The following is an 18,906-nucleotide window of genomic DNA, read 5'->3' as shown; positions in this document are numbered from 1 at the left end:
AACTGGGAGTAACTAAAGCATGCCTAAGTACCGTTCCGCCACCACCACTCATGGCCGTAATATGGCGGGTGCCCGCGCGCTGTGGCGCGCAACCGGGATGACTGACGCCGATTTCGGTAAGCCGATTATCGCCGTCGTTAACTCCTTTACCCAGTTTGTTCCGGGTCACGTACACCTGCGCGATCTGGGTAAGCTGGTTGCAGAGCAGATTGAAGCCTCAGGCGGCGTTGCGAAAGAATTCAACACCATCGCAGTGGATGATGGGATCGCCATGGGCCATGGAGGTATGCTTTATTCACTGCCATCCCGTGAACTGATTGCCGACTCGGTTGAGTACATGGTCAACGCGCACTGTGCTGATGCCATGGTCTGTATCTCCAACTGCGACAAAATCACCCCGGGGATGCTGATGGCTTCCCTGCGCCTCAATATTCCGGTTATTTTCGTCTCCGGCGGCCCAATGGAAGCCGGGAAAACCAAGCTGTCTGACAAGATCATCAAGCTCGATCTGGTTGATGCAATGATTCAGGGAGCTGACCCGAAAGTTTCCGACGAACAGAGTGAACAGGTTGAACGTTCTGCCTGTCCGACTTGCGGCTCCTGCTCCGGGATGTTCACCGCCAACTCGATGAACTGCCTGACCGAAGCACTGGGTCTGTCGCAGCCGGGTAACGGCTCCTTGCTGGCAACGCACGCCGACCGCAAGCAACTGTTCCTTAACGCGGGGCAACGTATCGTTGAGCTGACCAAACGCTACTACGAGCAGGATGACGCATCCGCGCTGCCGCGTAATGTCGCCTGTAAAGCGGCGTTTGAAAATGCCATGACGCTGGATATCGCCATGGGCGGTTCCACCAATACCGTACTGCACCTGCTGGCAGCCGCGCAGGAAGCGGAAATCGACTTCACGATGAGTGATATCGACAAGCTTTCACGCAAGGTACCGCAGCTGTGTAAAGTGGCGCCGAGCACGCAGAAATACCATATGGAAGACGTTCACCGTGCGGGCGGCGTGCTGGGGATCCTCGGCGAACTGGATCGCGCCGGACTGTTGAACCGCGACGTGAAAAACGTTTTAGGCCTGACCCTGCCGCAAACGCTCGATCAATACGATGTCATGCTGACCAAAGATGACGCGGTGAAAAAAATGTTCCGCGCTGGCCCGGCAGGTATTCGTACGACCCAGGCGTTCTCGCAGGATTGTCGCTGGGATACCCTGGATGACGATCGCGCTGAAGGCTGCATCCGCTCGCTGGAACATGCTTACAGCAAAGATGGCGGCCTGGCGGTACTGTACGGCAACTTTGCAGAAAATGGCTGTATCGTGAAAACGGCCGGCGTGGATGACAGCATCCTGAAATTCACCGGGCCTGCCAAAGTCTACGAAAGCCAGGACGATGCCGTTGAGGCGATCCTCGGTGGCAAAGTGGTGGCGGGCGACGTCGTGGTTATTCGCTACGAAGGGCCGAAGGGTGGTCCGGGGATGCAAGAGATGCTCTACCCGACAACCTTCCTGAAATCCATGGGGCTGGGCAAAGCCTGTGCGCTGATCACCGACGGACGTTTCTCAGGCGGCACATCAGGCCTGTCGATTGGTCACGTTTCACCGGAAGCGGCCAGCGGCGGCAATATCGCGATTATCGAAGATGGCGATATGATTGCCATTGATATTCCGAACCGTGGGATTCAACTGCAGTTGAGCGATGCCGAGATTGCCGCACGTCGCGAAGCGCAAGAGGCTCGTGGCGATCGGGCGTGGACGCCGAAATCCCGTGAACGTCAGGTCTCTTTTGCACTCCGCGCCTATGCCAGCCTGGCAACCAGCGCCGATAAGGGCGCGGTACGCGATAAATCCAAACTTGGGGGTTAATCATGGCCGAGTCACAACCCCTGTCTGCCGCCCCTGAGGGGGCGGAATATCTCAGGGCGGTGCTACGGGCACCGGTCTATGAAGCGGCGCAGATTACGCCGCTGCAGAAAATGGAAAAGCTCTCTTCGCGTCTTGATAACGTGATCCTGGTGAAGCGAGAAGATCGCCAGCCGGTGCATAGCTTCAAGCTGCGCGGGGCCTACGCGATGATGGCGGGGCTGACGGAAGCGCAGAAAGCGCAGGGCGTGATCACCGCTTCCGCAGGTAACCACGCTCAGGGCGTGGCTTTCTCCGCCTCGCGCCTTGGCGTGAAGGCGCTGATCGTGATGCCGGTTGCGACGGCGGATATCAAAGTCGACGCGGTGCGTAACTTTGGTGGCGAAGTCCTGCTACACGGTGCCAATTTTGACGAAGCGAAAGCAAAAGCCATTGAGCTGGCGCAACAGCAGAACTTCACCTGGGTGCCGCCCTTTGACCATCCGATGGTGATTGCCGGACAGGGCACGATGGCGCTGGAACTGCTGCAGCAGGATGCCCATCTGGACCGCGTTTTTGTTCCGGTCGGCGGCGGCGGTCTTGCCGCGGGCGTTGCGGTTCTGATCAAGCAGCTGATGCCGCAGATCAAGGTGATTGCGGTAGAAGCGGAAGACTCTGCCTGCCTGAAAGCCGCGCTGGAAGCCGGACATCCGGTGGACCTGCCGCGCGTCGGGCTGTTTGCCGAAGGGGTGGCGGTGAAACGCATCGGTGACGAGACCTTCCGGGTTTGTCAGGAGTATCTCGACGATATCATCACCGTCGACAGCGATGCGATTTGCGCGGCGATGAAAGACTTGTTCGAAGATGTCCGTGCGGTAGCAGAACCTTCTGGCGCGCTGGCGCTGGCGGGGATGAAGAAATATATCGCTCAGCATGATATTCGCGGCGAACGGCTGGCACACGTGCTGTCCGGCGCTAACGTTAACTTCCACGGCCTGCGCTACGTTTCCGAACGCTGCGAGCTGGGTGAACAACGCGAAGCGCTGCTGGCGGTCACCATCCCGGAAGAGAAAGGCAGCTTCCTGAAGTTTTGCCAGCTGCTGGGCGGGCGTTCAGTCACCGAGTTCAACTACCGTTTCGCTGATGCTCAGGACGCCTGTATCTTCGTCGGTGTCCGTTTGAGCCGAGGCCTGGAAGAGCGCAAAGAGATTCTGGATCTGCTGCGGGAAGGCGGCTATAGCGTGGTCGATCTTTCCGATGACGAAATGGCGAAGCTGCATGTGCGCTACATGGTCGGCGGGCGGCCGTCAAAACCGCTGCAGGAGCGGCTGTTTAGCTTCGAATTCCCTGAGTCGCCAGGGGCGCTGCTTAAGTTCCTGCATACGTTAGGCACCCACTGGAACATCTCTCTGTTCCACTACCGCAGCCATGGGACCGACTATGGTCGCGTGCTGGCCGGTTTTGAGCTTGGCGATCATGAGCCAGATTTTGAAACCCGACTGCATGAGCTGGGCTATGACTGCCACGATGAAACGCATAACCCGGCATTTCGCTTCTTTCTTGCGGGTTAGTGGTTAGGCAACAAAGACCAGAAAGCATCAATAAGCGGCTCATACAGCCGCTTTTTTTGTGCGCACACGCCCAGCTCAAATGGCGTTTTTTCATCGCTGCGCTCTAAAATCATTACGCGATTGCGTACCGGTTCCGGGCTGTTCTCCAGCACCACTTCGGGAATCAGGGCTACGCCGCAGCCGAGTGCGACCATCGAGACCATCGCCTCATGGCCACCCACGGTGGCATAAATTGACGGGTTGCTGATTTTTTGCCGCCGGAACCACAGTTCGATACGCCGACGCACCGGGCCCTGATCGGCCATGATAAATGGCACCGTTGACCAGTCGGGGTTCTCCACCGAAATCTGGCTACGTACCGGGCAAGGCAAGGCCGGGGCTATCAGCACCACCGCCAGATTCTCCAGCATTGAAAACGCCACTGCGCCCGGCAACGTCTCCGGCTTACCGGCGATCGCGAGGTCAGCTTCGCCCGTCTCCACTTTTTCCATGGCGTCGGCGGCATCGCCGGTGGTGAGCTTAATTTCTACCGAAGGGTGCTCGGCGCGAAAGCGGTCGAGAATCGGCGGTAGATGGCTGTAGGCGGCGGTGACGGAGCAGAAAATATGCAGCTCGCCGGACAGCGACGGCCCCTGCTGATCGATGGTGTGGCGCAATTGTTGATACTGCAACAGCGTTTGCTGGGCAAACGTTCTCAGCTCTTCGCCCGCTTCGGTGAGCGTGACCGTGCGGTTATCGCGGACAAACAGCGCCTGGCCAAGGTCTTCTTCCAGGCGCTGGATTTGCCGGGACAGGGTCGAGGGACTGACGTGCATCGCCCGCGCGCTGCGGCCAAAATGGCGGCTTTCCGCCAGATGCAGGAAGGTTTTCAGATCGCGTAAATCCACTGGCCGCACTCCACGATTTTACATTGCAGATATTGCAATGTGACGTTGTGAATATATCAATTTCCGCAATGAATTTCCTGTCATATAGTGGGTTCATTCTCAATTGCCACAATACGGCAAGCGAACCGAACAATAAGACGTACAACATCACGGAGTATCACCATGGCTAACTACTTTAATACACTGAACCTGCGCCAGCAGCTGGCACAGCTGGGTAAATGTCGTTTTATGGCTCGCGACGAATTCGCCGATGGCGCCAGCTACCTTCAGGGTAAAAAAGTGGTCATCGTCGGCTGCGGCGCCCAGGGTCTGAACCAGGGTCTGAACATGCGTGACTCTGGCCTGGATATCTCCTACGCACTGCGTAAAGAAGCCATCGCTGAAAAACGTGCTTCCTGGCGCAAAGCGACCGAAAACGGTTTTACCGTCGGGACTTATGAAGACCTGATCCCGCAGGCTGATCTGGTTGTTAACCTGACGCCGGACAAACAGCACTCTGACGTTGTGCGTTCTGTACAGCCGCTGATGAAAGATGGCGCTGCGCTGGGCTACTCTCACGGTTTCAACATCGTGGAAGTGGGCGAGCAGATCCGTAAAGACATCACCGTCGTGATGGTCGCGCCGAAGTGCCCGGGTACCGAAGTGCGTGAAGAGTACAAACGCGGTTTCGGTGTACCGACGCTGATCGCTGTTCACCCGGAAAACGACCCGAAAGGCGAAGGCATGGCTATCGCTAAAGCCTGGGCTGCGGCGACCGGTGGTCACCGTGCCGGCGTACTGGAGTCCTCCTTCGTTGCGGAAGTAAAATCTGACCTGATGGGCGAGCAGACTATCCTGTGCGGTATGCTGCAGGCCGGTTCTCTGCTGTGCTTCGACAAGCTGGTGGCTGAAGGCACCGACCCGGCTTACGCAGAAAAACTGATTCAGTTCGGCTGGGAAACCATCACCGAAGCGCTGAAGCAGGGCGGTATCACCCTGATGATGGATCGCCTGTCCAACCCGGCGAAACTGCGTGCTTATGCGCTGTCCGAGCAGCTGAAAGAGATCATGGCGCCGCTGTTCCAGAAACACATGGATGACATCATCTCCGGTGAATTCTCTTCCGGCATGATGGCTGACTGGGCTAACGACGATAAGAAACTGCTGACCTGGCGTGAAGAGACCGGTGCAACCGCGTTCGAAACCGCTCCACAGTTCGAAGGTAAAATCGGCGAGCAGGAGTACTTCGATAAAGGCGTTCTGATGATCGCTATGGTGAAAGCGGGCGTTGAGCTGGCGTTCGAAACCATGGTTGATTCCGGCATCATTGAAGAGTCCGCTTACTACGAATCACTGCACGAGCTGCCGCTGATTGCCAACACCATCGCGCGTAAGCGTCTGTATGAAATGAACGTGGTTATCTCCGACACCGCAGAATACGGTAACTACCTGTTCTCTTACGCTTGCGTACCGCTGCTGAAAGAGTTCATGACCACTCTGCAGACCGGTGACCTCGGCAAAGCGATCGCGGAGGGCGCGGTAGATAACGCCCAGCTGCGTGACGTGAACGACGCGATTCGTAACCACCCGATCGAATCCGTCGGCCACAAACTGCGCGGCTACATGACTGACATGAAACGTATTGCTGTTGCGGGCTAACGCTCTGCTCTGAATACGAGACGTCAATAAACGAAAACCCGGCATGCGTCAGCACTGCCGGGTTTTTTGTTTTTGCATCAATCATCGTGAACCGCTCTCAGGCAGAGTGGTTCGGTCGTTATTACTTGCGGTACAGGACTTTGATGATGTGATAGCCAAACTGGGTGTGCAGCGGGCCGGTTGGCTCCAGCTCAGGGCAGGAGAAGACCACTTTATCAAACGCCGGAACCATCTGGCCCTGACGGAATTCACCTAAATGGCCGCCTTTTTTACCTGACGGGCAGGTAGAGTGTTTTTTCGCCAGCTTCTCGAAATCGGCGCCGTTTTTGATCTGCTCCAGCAGGTCGAGGGCCAGTTTCTCTTCTTTCACCAGAATGTGCATTGCTGCCGCTGTTTTTGCCATGATCGTGCCTTGATAAGTTGCTATGAATCAGACGGCAATATTAGCATGCGCTAGCGGCGATACAGCACCTTAATGATGTGGTAGCCGAACTTAGTTTTTACCGGTCCGAAGGGTTTGAGCAGCGGGCAACTGAAGACGGCGCTGTCAAACGGGCCAACCATAACGCCCCGGTTAAACTCACCAAGATCGCCGCCATTGCGGCCTGACGGACATTTTGAATAGCGTTTTGCCAGATGATCAAAGCTCACGCCGCGTTCCAGTTTGGCGAGGATCTCTTGGGCCAGCTTTTCTTCTTTTACCAGGATATGCAGGGCTGCTGCGCTCTTTGCCATCGTTTTGCTCTCAGGATTATCGGTGTTGCGACCACTTTACCATTAGCCGGTAAATCTCCTCCCGGCTTTCTGCTACAATCCACACCCCGTTCGAAGATTGAGCAAGATTCCCATGCGTTTAAACCCTGGCCAACAACAAGCCGTCGAATTCGTCACTGGACCGTGCCTGGTGCTGGCGGGCGCCGGTTCCGGTAAGACCCGCGTTATCACCAATAAAATTGCGCACCTGATCCGCGGCTGCGGCTATCAGGCACGCCATATTGCGGCGGTGACCTTCACGAACAAAGCGGCACGCGAAATGAAAGAGCGTGTCGGGCAAACGCTGGGACGCAAAGAAGCGCGTGGTTTGATGATCTCCACCTTCCATACCTTGGGGCTGGATATTATTAAGCGTGAGTACGCCGCGCTGGGGATGAAATCTAACTTTTCGCTGTTCGATGATACCGACCAGGTCGCCCTGCTCAAAGAGCTGACCGAGGGGCTGATCGAAGACGATAAAGTGGTGCTGCAGCAGCTGATCTCGACGATCTCGAACTGGAAAAACGATCTGCAAACGCCGGCGCAGGCCGCCGCAAATGCGAAGGGCGAACGGGATCGGATCTTTGCCCACTGCTACGGGCTGTATCACGCGCATATGAAAGCCTGCAACGTGCTGGATTTTGACGATCTGATCCTGCTGCCGACCTTACTGTTGCAGCGTAACGAAGAGGTGCGCGAACGCTGGCAGAACAAGATCCGCTATCTGCTGGTAGATGAGTATCAGGATACCAACACCAGCCAGTACGAGATGGTGAAGCTGCTGGTCGGGCAGCGCGCGCGGTTTACCGTGGTGGGCGATGATGACCAGTCTATCTATTCCTGGCGTGGCGCGCGGCCGCAGAACCTGGTGCTGCTGAGTCAGGACTTCCCGGCCCTGCAGGTGATTAAGCTAGAACAGAACTACCGTTCTTCCGGGCGCATACTGAAAGCGGCCAACATCCTGATCGCCAACAACCCGCATGTCTTCGAAAAGCGCCTGTTTTCCGAACTGGGGTATGGCACAGAGCTGAAAGTCCTCTCGGCGAACCATGAAGAGCATGAAGCGGAGCGGGTGACCGGGGAGTTGATTGCCCATCACTTTATCAATAAGACGCAATACAAGGATTACGCAATCCTCTACCGCGGTAACCATCAGGCGCGGGTCTTTGAAAAGATGCTGATGCAGAACCGCATCCCGTACAAAATCTCGGGCGGCACGTCGTTCTTCTCCCGACCGGAGATCAAAGATCTGCTGGCCTATCTGCGGGTGCTGACCAACCCTGATGATGACAGTGCCTTCCTGCGCATCGTCAACACGCCGAAGCGCGAAATCGGCCCGGCAACGCTGCAAAAACTGGGCGAATGGGCGATGACCCGCAATAAGAGTTTGTTCACCGCCAGTTTCGACATGGGCCTCACCCAGACGCTCACCGGTCGCGGATACGATGCGCTCACCGGCTTTACGCAGTGGCTGGGCGAGATTCAGCGTCTGGCAGAAAGTGAGCCGATCGTGGCGGTGCGCGATCTGATCCGCGGGGTGGATTATGAGTCCTGGCTGTATGAGACCTCCCCGAGCCCGAAAGCCGCAGAGATGCGCATGAAAAACGTCAACCAGCTGTTTAGCTGGATGACCGAGATGCTGGAAGGCAGCGAAATCGACGAGCCAATGACCCTCACTCAGGTGGTCACCCGCTTCACGCTGCGCGATATGATGGAGCGCGGCGAGTCAGATGAAGAGTCGGATCAGGTGCAGCTGATGACCCTGCATGCCTCGAAGGGGCTGGAATTTCCCTATGTATACCTGGTAGGCATGGAAGAGGGATTGCTTCCCCATCAGAGCAGCATCGATGAAGATAACGTTGATGAAGAGCGTCGGCTGGCCTACGTGGGGATCACCCGCGCGCAGAAAGAACTGACGTTTACGCTGTGCAAAGAGCGTCGCCAGTACGGAGAGCTGGTGCGCCCGGAGCCAAGTCGTTTTTTGCTGGAGCTACCGCAGGATGATCTGATCTGGGAGCAGGAGCGCAAAGTCATCACCCCGGAAGAGCGGATGCATAAAGGACAGGCCAACGTCGCCAATATTCGGGCCATGCTGGCAAAAGCGAAAGGTAAGTAACCGGCAGGGCGTTCCCGGTGACGCGCACCGGGGACATTTTAGCGTTGCCGCCGCCTCAGGAGCGGGCGGAATTAAGCTACTTCCAGCGGCCAGTGGACATAGCTTTGCCACTGGCACTCTTGCTCCACCATCTCCCGACCCAGCGGATGGCTTTCCAGCCATTCGTCCGGCAGCGTCAGCATCAGTTTCTCGCCGTCGACCGTCAGCCCAATGGCGGGCAGAAGATCGTCGCGACGGCGGCTGGCAAACAGGATCGCCAGACGCAGCAAGCGGCATAAATGCTCTGCCACTCGCGGCTTCACCGCATTCTGCTGGTGGAGAGAAGAGAGGTCGATGGCGTTGGTTTGATTGAGCAATAACGTGGCGAGCAGCTTTTTTTGTGCCGGAGTGAAGCCGGGCAGATCAAGGTTGCTCACCAGATAGGCGGCATGCTGCGGCGCGCGTTTAAAATCCACGCTCAGGCCGATTTCATGTAGCGCGCAGGCGCTGGCCAGCAGCTCGCGGCTCAATGATTCCAGCTCCCAGCTGTCGTCCAGTTGATTCACCAGATGGGCCGCGAGATGGCTCACTCGCTGCGCCTGCTCGGTATCGATCATAAAGCGGCGCTGAATATTGCGCAGCGTACGGCTGCGGATATCCTGATCGACGGACAGATGCAGCATGCCGTAGACCAGCCCTTCACGCAGTGCGCCGCCCGCGAGGGTCATGCACTGAATATTCAGTTCGCTGAAGATGGCAATAAGAATGGCCAGGCCGCTTGGGAAAACCAGCGCACGCTCTAAGGTTAAGCCTTCGATTTCCAGCTCTTCCAGACGTCCGCACTGGATCGCCCGCTGTTTGAGCTGCTGCAGTTTGGCTAAGGTGATGCGCTCATCCATTCCCTGCGCCATCATGATTTCCTGCAGCGCCTGCACGGTGCCGGATGCGCCAACGCACACCTTCCAGCCGTGGTAGTTCAGGGTGTCGGTAATCGGGCGCAGAACTTCGCGTGCGGCATCTTCTGCGAGTTCGAAGTTTTCTTTCGTCAGGTTACGATCGGCGAAGTAGCGTTCCAGCCAGGTCACGCACCCCATCGACAGGCTAAAGAGCGACGTGGTCTGGGCGCCTGTGCCGGTCACCAGTTCGGTACTGGCACCGCCGATATCGACCACCAGTCGGCGATCTTCACCGCCGGTGGTATGCGCCACGCCTTGATAGATCAGACGCGCTTCTTCTTCGCCGCTGATCACCTGCACCGGACAGCCGAGGATTTCCCGCGCCTTTGCTAAAAATTCATCGGCGTTGACGGCCAGGCGTAACGTGGCGGTTGCCACCACGCGAATTTGAACCGGGGGGATATCCTGCAGGCGCTCGGCAAACAGTCGCAGGCACTGCCATCCACGCTCCATCGCGTCTGCGGAGAGCGCATTATCACTGTTCAGGCCAGCGGCCAGACGCACTTTGCGCTTGATGCGGCTGAGCGTCTGGATGCTCCCGGCCACCTCGCGTACAACCAACATATGAAAGCTATTGGAACCAAGATCGATAGCTGCATAAAGCGAGGTGGAACTCATACACTTCATCCTTCAAGTTGCCTCTGTGTTGACGGCGTTCTCGCGCCCGAATCACTTACCGGTGTAAGCGCATCGGGATTCACTCTCTTGCCGCCTTGATGCATCCTGAAGGATTTTGTGTATGGCATAAATCTTTAACCTGAACGACGACGGTTACGAGGCGGACCATTGCGACGCGGGCCATTACCTGTGCGTGGGCGCGACAGGCGCAGCGGCTTAGGCAAGTCGGTCATGAGTGCGTCCGGGTTGTACTTGCTGACCGGAATGGAATGACCGGTGTAGGTCTCAATCGCCGGTAGGTTCAACGCGTACTCTTCACAGGCCAGGCTGATGGAGTGACCGCTGGCGCCCGCGCGACCGGTACGGCCGATACGGTGAACGTAATCTTCGCAGTCGTCCGGCAGGTCAAAGTTAAAGACGTGCGTAACGGCCGGGATATGCAGACCACGTGCAGCAACGTCTGTCGCCACCAGAATGTCGATATCGCCACGTGTAAAATCTTCAAGAATACGCAGGCGTTTTTTCTGTGCGACGTCGCCGGTTAACAGGCCAACGCGATGACCGTCCGCGGCCAGATGACCCCAGATATCTTCGCAACGATGTTTGGTGTTAGCGAAAATAATCGCGCGGTCCGGCCACTCTTCTTCCAGCAACGTCTGCAGCAGACGCATTTTTTCTTCGTTGGAAGGATAGAACAGCTCTTCTTTAATACGGTGACCCGTTTTCTGTTCCGGCTCGACTTCAACATACTCGGCGTTGTTCATCTGCTCGAACGCCAGTTCGCGGACACGGTAAGAAAGGGTAGCGGAGAACAGCATGTTCAGACGCTGGTTGGTTGGCGGCATGCGACGGAACAACCAACGGATATCTTTAATAAAGCCGAGATCGTACATGCGATCGGCTTCATCCAGTACGACGACCTGAATCGCACCAAGGTTAATGTGATTCTGTTTTGCGTAATCGATCAGACGACCGGTCGTGCCGATCAGAATGTCGACGCCGCTTTCCAGGACTTTCAGCTGCTTATCGTAGCCGTCGCCGCCATACGCCAGACCCAGCTTCAGGCCTGTCGCCTGCGCCAGAGGTTCTGCGTCAGCGTGAATCTGTACCGCCAGCTCACGCGTCGGTGCCATGATCAGCGCGCGCGGTTGGTTGACCTGGCGGTCTTCTTTAGCCGGGTGAGTGAGAAGATAATGAAACGTTGACGTCAGGAACGCCATTGTTTTTCCGGTACCGGTTTGCGCCTGCCCGGCGACATCACGACCTTCCAGTGTCAGTGGAAGCGCGAGAGCCTGAATGGGCGTACAATTATGAAAGCCTTTCTTTTCAAGGGCTTCAATCACTGCCGGGTGCAGGGCGAAGTCGGAAAACTTCTGTTCTGTTAAATGTGTTTTGCTCATAGTGTGGTAGAATATCAGCTTACTATTGCATTAAGAAAGCGTATCCGTTGAAATAACGTCAACCTTTCGTTGGCTATACGCGAAATGACTTAGGCTGCATCTGCGGCAACCGAATGAATCCTCGAAAGCTTAGACTACTCAGCGAGCCGAGGAGGATTAATCTACCCGAAACGGGTTGATGACGGTTTGTTTTGGCGTCTGCGAGACGAAGTCCATGAGGGACCGGGTCGCACAGATGTCAGTATAAAGAGGCATCCTGAAGATTAACGTGTATAACGTAGCATCGGCACGTCGTTGATGTCTGCGACACCAACACACCAGGCTTATTCCTGTGGAGTTAAATATGAGCGATAAAATTATTCACCTGACTGACGACAGTTTTGACACGGACGTACTCAAGGCTGACGGGCTAACCCTCGTCGATTTCTGGGCAGAGTGGTGCGGTCCGTGCAAAATGATCGCCCCGATTCTGGATGAGATCGCTGAAGAGTATCAGGGCAAACTGACCATTGCTAAACTGAACATCGATCAGAACCCGGGTACGGCGCCAAAATATGGCATTCGCGGCATCCCAACCCTGCTGCTGTTTAAGAACGGCGAAGTCGCGGCAACCAAGGTTGGCGCACTGTCTAAAGGCCAACTGAAAGATTTCCTCGACGCCAACCTGGCGTAAGCGGTTTGCCATTCCGGCGTCCGGGGCCCTATTTTTAGCGGAACTCTGGACGCCCGGCTAGAGTCGTGCTAAGTTAATTTCAGACTTCGTTTTAAACATACCTTTATTGTTTGAATCTTGTTTTACCCAAAGCGTCCCGCAGCAATGCGCGAGAAGCTACAAATTCCGGGCTTATCACTCTTTCCGTTTGTCGTTCCAGCTCTGCGTTCTTTCCTGTGACCAGGCAACGTACAGGCACGAGATGAAGGCCGTTAACAGGCATGGAAGTTCCTGCCATACCATTCACAACATTAAGTTCGAGTTCTACCCCGAGTTTAAGAACCCACACCATTATGAATCTTACCGAATTAAAGAATACGCCGGTTTCTGAGCTGATTACTCTCGGCGAAAATATGGGGCTGGAAAACCTGGCCCGTATGCGTAAGCAGGATATTATTTTTGCCATCCTCAAGCAGCATTCGAAGAGTGGCGAAGATATCTTTGGCGATGGCGTACTGGAGATACTGCAGGATGGATTTGGTTTCCTCCGCTCCGCAGACAGCTCCTACCTCGCCGGTCCCGACGACATCTACGTATCCCCTAGCCAAATCCGCCGTTTCAACCTCCGCACTGGTGACACCATTTCCGGTAAGATTCGTCCTCCTAAAGAGGGTGAGCGTTACTTTGCACTGTTGAAAGTTAACGAAGTTAACTACGACAAGCCGGAAAATGCGCGCAATAAGATCCTGTTCGAGAACTTAACGCCGCTGCATGCCAACTCTCGCCTGCGTATGGAACGTGGTAACGGTTCTACTGAAGACTTAACCGCTCGCGTACTGGATCTGGCCTCGCCGATCGGTCGTGGCCAGCGTGGTCTGATTGTCGCGCCGCCGAAAGCGGGTAAAACCATGCTGCTGCAGAACATCGCGCAGAGCATCGCGTACAACCACCCTGACTGTGTGCTGATGGTGCTGCTGATCGACGAACGTCCGGAAGAAGTGACCGAGATGCAGCGTCTGGTTAAAGGTGAAGTCGTTGCTTCGACCTTTGACGAACCAGCATCTCGCCACGTTCAGGTTGCTGAGATGGTTATCGAGAAGGCGAAACGCCTGGTTGAGCATAAGAAAGACGTAATCATTCTGCTCGACTCCATTACCCGTCTGGCCCGTGCGTACAACACCGTGGTCCCGGCATCAGGTAAAGTGCTGACCGGTGGTGTGGACGCTAACGCCCTGCACCGTCCGAAGCGTTTCTTCGGCGCCGCACGTAACGTTGAAGAGGGCGGTAGCCTGACCATCATCGCGACGGCCCTGATCGATACCGGTTCCAAAATGGACGAAGTTATCTACGAAGAGTTTAAAGGCACCGGTAACATGGAGCTGCACCTCTCTCGTAAGATTGCTGAAAAACGCGTCTTCCCGGCTATCGACTACAACCGTTCCGGTACCCGTAAAGAAGAACTGCTCACCACTCAGGAAGAGCTGCAGAAGATGTGGATCCTGCGCAAAATCATCCATCCAATGGGTGAAATCGACGCGATGGAGTTCCTCATCAATAAGCTGGCGATGACCAAAACTAACGATGACTTCTTCGACATGATGAAGCGTTCGTAAGTTAACAAAGCCAAAAAAACGCCACGCAACCGCGTGGCGTTTTGTTTTTGGGATTTGTATGATCCAGGAAGGGAAAATAAAACTGGTATTATCGTATGATTAGCGTACCACTCCAGGCAGAGACAACTTTAACAGACTAAAATCTATACAATAAATTTGTAATGTTCTGCTTTACCCCTTCAGGAGTTGAGACATCGTCGTTATACTTCCCGGATTAACCATGCTGAGAGCACATGTGTTGTGAATTTACTCACTGCTATTACTGAATTAATCAGTATTTTTTTATTCACTACCCTTTTTATTTTTGTTGCTCGCAAAGCGGCAAAAAAAGTCGGGTTAGTGGATAAACCTAACTATCGAAAACGGCACCAGGGTTTGGTTCCGTTAGTGGGTGGCATCTCAGTTTACGCAGGCATTTGTTTTACCTTTGCTATCGCCGATTATTACATTCCCCATGCATCCTTATACCTGGCGTGTGCCGGGATCCTTGTGCTGGTGGGGGCGCTGGATGACCGGTTTGATATCAGCGTAAAAATTCGTGCGGTTATCCAGGCCGCCATTGCCGTCGTGATGATGATGGCAGGAAATCTGCATCTGAGTAGCCTGGGCTTTATCTTCGGCTCGTGGGAGCTGGTCCTTGGCCCGTTTGGTTTCTTCCTCACCCTCTTCGCCGTTTGGGCGGCGATCAACGCCTTTAATATGGTCGATGGCATCGACGGCCTGCTCGGTGGTCTGTCATCGGTCTCCTTCGCCGCTACCGGTATTATTCTGTGGTTCGACGGTCAGTACAGTCTGGCAATGTGGTGTTTTGCGATGATTGCCGCCATTTTGCCCTATATTTTACTGAACCTCGGCGCCCTTGGCCGTCGTTATAAAGTCTTTATGGGTGATGCCGGCAGCACCATGATTGGCTTCACCATTATCTGGATTCTGCTGGAAACAACCCAGGGCAAAACGCACCCGATAAGCCCGGTGACCGCGCTGTGGATTATTGCGATTCCGCTCATGGATATGGTGGCGATTATGTATCGCCGTCTGCGTAAGGGCATGAGTCCGTTCTCTCCGGACCGCCAGCACATTCATCATCTGATCATGCGTGCCGGGTTTACTTCCCGGCAGGCGTTTGTCCTGATTACTCTGGCAGCGGCAATACTGGCGCTGGTGGGCGTAGCGGCGGAATACACCCGCATCGTTCCTGAATGGGTGATGTTAATCCTCTTTTTATTGGCCTTTTTCCTTTATGGCTACTGTATCAAACGCGCATGGAAAGTGGCGCGACTGGTTAAGCGCATCAGACGTAGAATTCGGCGGCACAGCGGCAATAATCCAAAATTAACCAAGTAGAACTGGGGACGTGATGACTCAACCATTACCGGGAGCACAAGCAGTGAACGTTGAGAATGAGCTGGATATTCGCGGGCTGTTTCGCGCCTTATGGGCAGGAAAAATCTGGATAGTCGGCATGGCCGTGCTATTTGCGCTGATCGTTCTGGTTTACGCCTTCTTTGCTCGTCAGGAGTGGAGCGCAACGGCGATAACCGATCGGCCGACCGTCAATATGCTGGGTGGCTACTATTCTCAGCAGCAGTTCTTACGCAATCTGGATATTAAAGCCAACCTTGTACCGGTCGACCAGCCTTCGGCGATGGATCAGGCCTACAAAGAGTTCATCATGCAGCAGGGCTCCTGGGATACCCGCCGCGATTTCTGGCTGCAAACGGATTACTACAAGCAGCGTCAGTCGGGCAATGCCCGTGCCGATGCCGCACTGCTGGATGAGCTGATCAATAACATTCAGTTTATGCCCGGCGATCCGTTGAAAAACGTCAACGACAGCGTGAAGCTGACGGCGGAAACCGCGCCGGATGCCAATAATCTGCTGCGTCAGTATGTCGCGTTCGCCAGCCAACGTGCCGCAGGGCATCTGAACGATGAACTGCGCGGCGCCTGGGCGGCTCGTACCGTACAGATGAAAGCGCAGGTGAAACGCCAGGAAGAAGTGGCGCGTGAAATTTTCAACCGCCGCACCCACAGCGTGGAAGAGGCGTTGAAAGTCGCACAGCAGCACAATATTTCCCGTAGCGAAACGGATATTCCGGCGGACCAGCTGCCGGATTCCGAACTGTTTTTACTCGGCAGGCCGATGCTGCAGGCACGACTGGAAAATTTGCAGGCGGTTGGTCCGGAATACGATCTCGACTATGACCAAAGTCGTGCCATGCTGAATACGCTCAACGTTGGGCCGACCTTAGACCCACGTTTTCAGACTTACCGGTATTTGCGAACGCCGGAAGAACCTGTAAAACGTGATAGCCCGCGGCGTGTATTCCTCATGGTGATGTGGGGAATCGTAGGGGCGCTCATTGGTGCAGGCGTTGCATTATCGCGTCGCCGGGTCCAGTGATGAAGGGCAAATGGACTTCATCACCTAATCGAAGAGAATCGATGTGAAAGTACTAACGGTATTTGGCACAAGACCCGAAGCCATCAAAATGGCACCTCTGGTTCACGCACTGGCAAAGGATCCTCACTTTGAGGCCAAAGTGTGCGTCACCGCGCAGCATCGCGAGATGCTCGATCAGGTGCTAAAACTTTTTTCTATTGTTCCGGATTATGACCTCAATATCATGCAGCCAGGCCAGGGCCTGACTGAAATTACCTGCCGCATCCTCGAGGGGCTGAAGCCGGTTCTGGAGTCGTTTAAACCCGATGTCGTGCTGGTGCATGGCGATACCACCACGACAATGGCCGCGAGCCTGGCCGCTTTTTACCAGCAGATCCCGGTCGGGCATGTTGAAGCCGGTCTGCGTACCGGCGATCTGAGCTCACCCTGGCCAGAAGAGGGCAACCGTACGTTGACCGGGCGTCTGGCGACCTGGCACTTCGCGCCAACGGAAACTTCGCGGGAAAACCTGCTGAAGGAAAACATCGCGCCGGGCCAGATCACGGTAACCGGTAATACGGTGATCGACGCGCTGTTCTGGGTTCGCGATCGGGCACTGGGCGATGAAGCGCTGCGTACTACGCTGATGCAGCGTTATCCTTTCCTGGCGAATGGCAAGAAGATGATTCTGGTCACCGGCCACCGTCGGGAGAGCTTCGGCCGCGGGTTTGAACAAATCTGCCAGGCGCTGGCCGAGATTGCCGCCAGCCATCCCGAAGTACAAATTGTCTATCCAGTGCACCTGAACCCGAACGTCAGTGAGCCGGTAAACCGTATTCTCGGCCACGTTGATAACGTGATTTTGATCGAACCGCAGGATTACCTGCCGTTTGTCTGGCTGATGGATAACGCCTGGCTGATCCTCACCGACTCAGGCGGTATTCAGGAAGAAGCACCCTCTCTGGGGAAACCGGTGCTGGTGATGCGCGACATGACGGAGCGCCCGGAGGCGGTTGCCGCAGGCACCGTGCGTCTGGTGGGGACCGACCGTCAGCGCATCGTTGCTGAAGTCACGCATCTGCTCAAGGATGATGCCGCATACCAGGCCATGAGCCGGGCGCACAATCCTTATGGCGATGGTCAGGCATGTCACCGAATTTTGTCCGCACTTAAAAATAATAATCAGGTAACGCTATGAGTTTTTCTACCATTTCAGTGATTGGCCTTGGGTACATTGGCTTGCCAACCGCTGCCGCGTTCGCCTCCCGGCAGAAGCGGGTGGTCGGCGTTGATATTAATCAACATGCCGTGGAGACCATTAACCGTGGGGAGATTCATATCGTTGAACCGGATTTGGCGAGCGTCGTCAAAACCGCGGTCGAGCAAGGCTATTTAAGCGCCACGACCACGCCGGTTGCGGCGGATGCCTACCTGATTGCAGTTCCTACGCCGTTTAAAGACCAGCACGAGCCGGATATGGTTTTTGTGGAGTCGGCGGCGAAATCTATTGCGCCGGTGCTGCGGAAAGGGGCGCTGGTGATTCTGGAGTCGACCTCTCCGGTAGGGGCCACCGAACAGATGGCCGCCTGGCTGGCTGAAATGCGCCCGGATCTGAGTTTCCCGCAGCAGGCCGGTGAAGCCGCAGACGTCAACATTGCCTATTGCCCGGAGCGCGTTCTGCCGGGGCAGGTGATGGTCGAGCTGATCAAAAACGACCGTGTTATCGGCGGTATGTCACCGGTGTGTTCTGCGCGCGCCAGCGAACTGTATAAAATCTTCCTTGAAGGCGAATGCGTGGTGACCAACTCCCGCACCGCCGAGATGTGTAAGCTGACCGAAAACAGCTTCCGCGACGTCAATATTGCCTTTGCCAACGAACTGTCGCTGATCTGCGCCGATCAGGGGATTAACGTCTGGGAGCTGATTCGCCTGGCGAACCGCCATCCGCGCGTCAATATCCTGCAGCCGGGCCCGGGAGTTGGCGGGCACTGTATCGCCGTCGACCCGTGGTTTATCGTGGCGCAAAACCCGCAGCAGGCGCGACTCATCCGCACCGCCCGTGAAGTCAACGATCATAAACCTGACTGGGTTATCAGCCAGGTTAAAGCGCAGGTCGCGGATTGCCTGGCAGCCAGCAACAAGCGCGCCAGCGAACTGAAAATCGCCTGCTTTGGCCTGGCGTTTAAGCCCAACATCGACGATCTGCGTGAAAGCCCGGCGATGGCTATCGCGAAGCAAATTGCCCACTGGCACAGCGGTGACACCTGGGTGGTTGAACCCAATATTCACCAGCTGCCGAAGCAGCTGGATGGCCTGTGCTCGCTCGCTTTGCTGGAGGATGCATTAGCCGGTGCCGATGTGCTGGTGATGCTGGTGGACCATAATGAGTTTAAAGCCATCAGCGGCGACAGCGTGACGCAGAGCTATATTGTCGATACCAAAGGGGTATGGCGGTGAGTCCAATGCTGGTCAGCGACGGCAGTCCGCGTTGTCT

Annotated in this window: 15 protein-coding genes; 10 read left to right on the top strand and 5 right to left on the bottom strand. The window is 55.6% G+C overall.

All coding sequences use genetic code 11. The annotated features are described in order from the left end of the window. The first annotated feature begins 19 nt into the window (after positions 1-19). Positions 20-1,870 carry a dihydroxy-acid dehydratase gene (gene ilvD, locus HF679_RS17685; RefSeq protein ID WP_123758138.1) on the top strand — a complete coding sequence of 617 codons (1,851 nt, stop codon included), beginning with the start codon at positions 20-22 and terminating at the stop codon, positions 1,868-1,870. Positions 1,871-1,872: 2 nt separating this feature from the next. Then, a complete protein-coding gene (gene ilvA, locus HF679_RS17680) occupies positions 1,873-3,417 on the top strand; it encodes a threonine ammonia-lyase, biosynthetic (RefSeq protein WP_123758137.1) in 1,545 nt (514 codons plus the stop codon). Here ilvA and ilvY read toward each other — a convergent pair. Continuing rightward, positions 3,414-4,304: an HTH-type transcriptional activator IlvY gene (ilvY, locus tag HF679_RS17675; RefSeq protein ID WP_187042260.1), complete on the bottom strand. Its 891-nt coding sequence runs from the start codon at positions 4,302-4,304 to the stop codon at positions 3,414-3,416. The two genes, ilvA and ilvY, sit on opposite strands and share 4 nt — an antisense overlap. A 162-nt stretch (positions 4,305-4,466) precedes the next feature. Between ilvY and ilvC the strand changes: the two genes are divergently transcribed. Continuing rightward, on the top strand, positions 4,467-5,942 hold the full coding sequence (gene ilvC / locus HF679_RS17670) for a ketol-acid reductoisomerase (protein WP_123758135.1): 1,476 nt from the start codon (positions 4,467-4,469) through the stop codon (positions 5,940-5,942). Between the two features lie 121 nt (positions 5,943-6,063). Here ilvC and ppiC (HF679_RS17665) read toward each other — a convergent pair whose 3' ends face one another. Together ppiC (HF679_RS17665) and ppiC (HF679_RS17660) are read right to left on the bottom strand one after the other, a co-directional pair. Then, entirely contained in the window at positions 6,064-6,345 is a 282-nt protein-coding gene (gene ppiC, locus HF679_RS17665; RefSeq protein ID WP_123758134.1) for a peptidylprolyl isomerase PpiC, read from the bottom strand. Between the two features lie 50 nt (positions 6,346-6,395). Further along, positions 6,396-6,677 carry a peptidylprolyl isomerase PpiC gene (gene ppiC / locus HF679_RS17660; protein WP_123758133.1) on the bottom strand — a complete coding sequence of 94 codons (282 nt, stop codon included), beginning with the start codon at positions 6,675-6,677 and terminating at the stop codon, positions 6,396-6,398. Positions 6,678-6,789: 112 nt separating this feature from the next. On the opposite strand from ppiC (HF679_RS17660), the gene rep reads away from it, so the two are divergent. Further along, a complete protein-coding gene (gene rep / locus HF679_RS17655) occupies positions 6,790-8,811 on the top strand; it encodes a DNA helicase Rep (protein ID WP_123758132.1) in 2,022 nt (673 codons plus the stop codon). Positions 8,812-8,882: 71 nt separating this feature from the next. On the opposite strand, the gene gppA is transcribed toward rep, so the two are convergent. Both gppA and rhlB read right to left on the bottom strand, forming a co-directional pair. Next, complete coding sequence (gene gppA, locus HF679_RS17650; protein WP_187042259.1) at positions 8,883-10,373, bottom strand: guanosine-5'-triphosphate,3'-diphosphate diphosphatase; 1,491 nt, start codon at positions 10,371-10,373, stop codon at positions 8,883-8,885. A 125-nt stretch (positions 10,374-10,498) separates the two neighbouring features. Continuing rightward, complete coding sequence (gene rhlB / locus HF679_RS17645) at positions 10,499-11,764, bottom strand: ATP-dependent RNA helicase RhlB (RefSeq protein WP_123758130.1); 1,266 nt, start codon at positions 11,762-11,764, stop codon at positions 10,499-10,501. A gap of 343 nt (positions 11,765-12,107) precedes the next feature. Here rhlB and trxA point away from each other — a divergent pair, with 343 nt between their 5' ends. The 6 genes from trxA (at position 12,108) to wecC (ending at position 18,869) form a co-directional block, all read left to right on the top strand. Next, positions 12,108-12,437: a thioredoxin TrxA gene (gene trxA, locus HF679_RS17640; protein WP_123758129.1), complete on the top strand. Its 330-nt coding sequence runs from the start codon at positions 12,108-12,110 to the stop codon at positions 12,435-12,437. Between the two features lie 332 nt (positions 12,438-12,769). Beyond that, positions 12,770-14,029, top strand: coding sequence for a transcription termination factor Rho (gene rho, locus HF679_RS17635; RefSeq protein ID WP_002883293.1), 1,260 nt, complete (start codon positions 12,770-12,772; stop codon positions 14,027-14,029). 240 nt (positions 14,030-14,269) lie between these two features. Further along, on the top strand, positions 14,270-15,373 hold the full coding sequence (wecA, locus tag HF679_RS17630; protein WP_123758128.1) for a UDP-N-acetylglucosamine--undecaprenyl-phosphate N-acetylglucosaminephosphotransferase: 1,104 nt from the start codon (positions 14,270-14,272) through the stop codon (positions 15,371-15,373). A gap of 13 nt (positions 15,374-15,386) precedes the next feature. Then, positions 15,387-16,433 (top strand): ECA polysaccharide chain length modulation protein, encoded by a 1,047-nt coding sequence (wzzE, locus tag HF679_RS17625; protein ID WP_123758127.1) that lies wholly within the window; start codon positions 15,387-15,389, stop codon positions 16,431-16,433. A gap of 43 nt (positions 16,434-16,476) precedes the next feature. Continuing rightward, the gene (wecB, locus tag HF679_RS17620) at positions 16,477-17,610 is read left to right on the top strand and encodes a non-hydrolyzing UDP-N-acetylglucosamine 2-epimerase (RefSeq protein ID WP_123758126.1); all 1,134 of its coding nucleotides are present in this window, start codon (positions 16,477-16,479) and stop codon (positions 17,608-17,610) included. Next, positions 17,607-18,869, top strand: a complete 1,263-nt coding sequence (gene wecC / locus HF679_RS17615; RefSeq protein ID WP_187042258.1) for a UDP-N-acetyl-D-mannosamine dehydrogenase — start codon at positions 17,607-17,609, stop codon at positions 18,867-18,869. The genes wecB and wecC overlap by 4 nt, the downstream gene beginning before the upstream one ends. The last annotated feature ends 37 nt before the right edge of the window (positions 18,870-18,906 follow it).

This window comes from Enterobacter sp. JUb54 (assembly GCF_014298075.1).
GTDB lineage: Bacteria > Pseudomonadota > Gammaproteobacteria > Enterobacterales > Enterobacteriaceae > Klebsiella > Klebsiella lignicola.
The sequence above is the reverse complement of the archived record's forward strand: the minus strand, read 5'-3'. Positions and strand labels throughout refer to the sequence as shown.

Bases quoted from the DNA above. Each gene is read 5' to 3' on its own strand.
- ilvD (WP_123758138.1), top strand. From the start codon at position 20: ATGCCTAAGTACCGTTCCGCCACCACCACTCATGGCCGTAATATGGCG.
- ilvA (WP_123758137.1), top strand. From the start codon at position 1,873: ATGGCCGAGTCACAACCCCTGTCTGCCGCCCCTGAGGGGGCGGAATAT.
- ilvC (WP_123758135.1), top strand. From the start codon at position 4,467: ATGGCTAACTACTTTAATACACTGAACCTGCGCCAGCAGCTGGCACAG.
- ppiC (WP_123758134.1), bottom strand. From the start codon at position 6,345: ATGGCAAAAACAGCGGCAGCAATGCACATTCTGGTGAAAGAAGAGAAA.
- ppiC (WP_123758133.1), bottom strand. From the start codon at position 6,677: ATGGCAAAGAGCGCAGCAGCCCTGCATATCCTGGTAAAAGAAGAAAAG.
- rep (WP_123758132.1), top strand. From the start codon at position 6,790: ATGCGTTTAAACCCTGGCCAACAACAAGCCGTCGAATTCGTCACTGGA.
- gppA (WP_187042259.1), bottom strand. From the start codon at position 10,373: ATGAAGTGTATGAGTTCCACCTCGCTTTATGCAGCTATCGATCTTGGT.
- rhlB (WP_123758130.1), bottom strand. From the start codon at position 11,764: ATGAGCAAAACACATTTAACAGAACAGAAGTTTTCCGACTTCGCCCTG.
- trxA (WP_123758129.1), top strand. From the start codon at position 12,108: ATGAGCGATAAAATTATTCACCTGACTGACGACAGTTTTGACACGGAC.
- rho (WP_002883293.1), top strand. From the start codon at position 12,770: ATGAATCTTACCGAATTAAAGAATACGCCGGTTTCTGAGCTGATTACT.
- wzzE (WP_123758127.1), top strand. From the start codon at position 15,387: ATGACTCAACCATTACCGGGAGCACAAGCAGTGAACGTTGAGAATGAG.
- wecC (WP_187042258.1), top strand. From the start codon at position 17,607: ATGAGTTTTTCTACCATTTCAGTGATTGGCCTTGGGTACATTGGCTTG.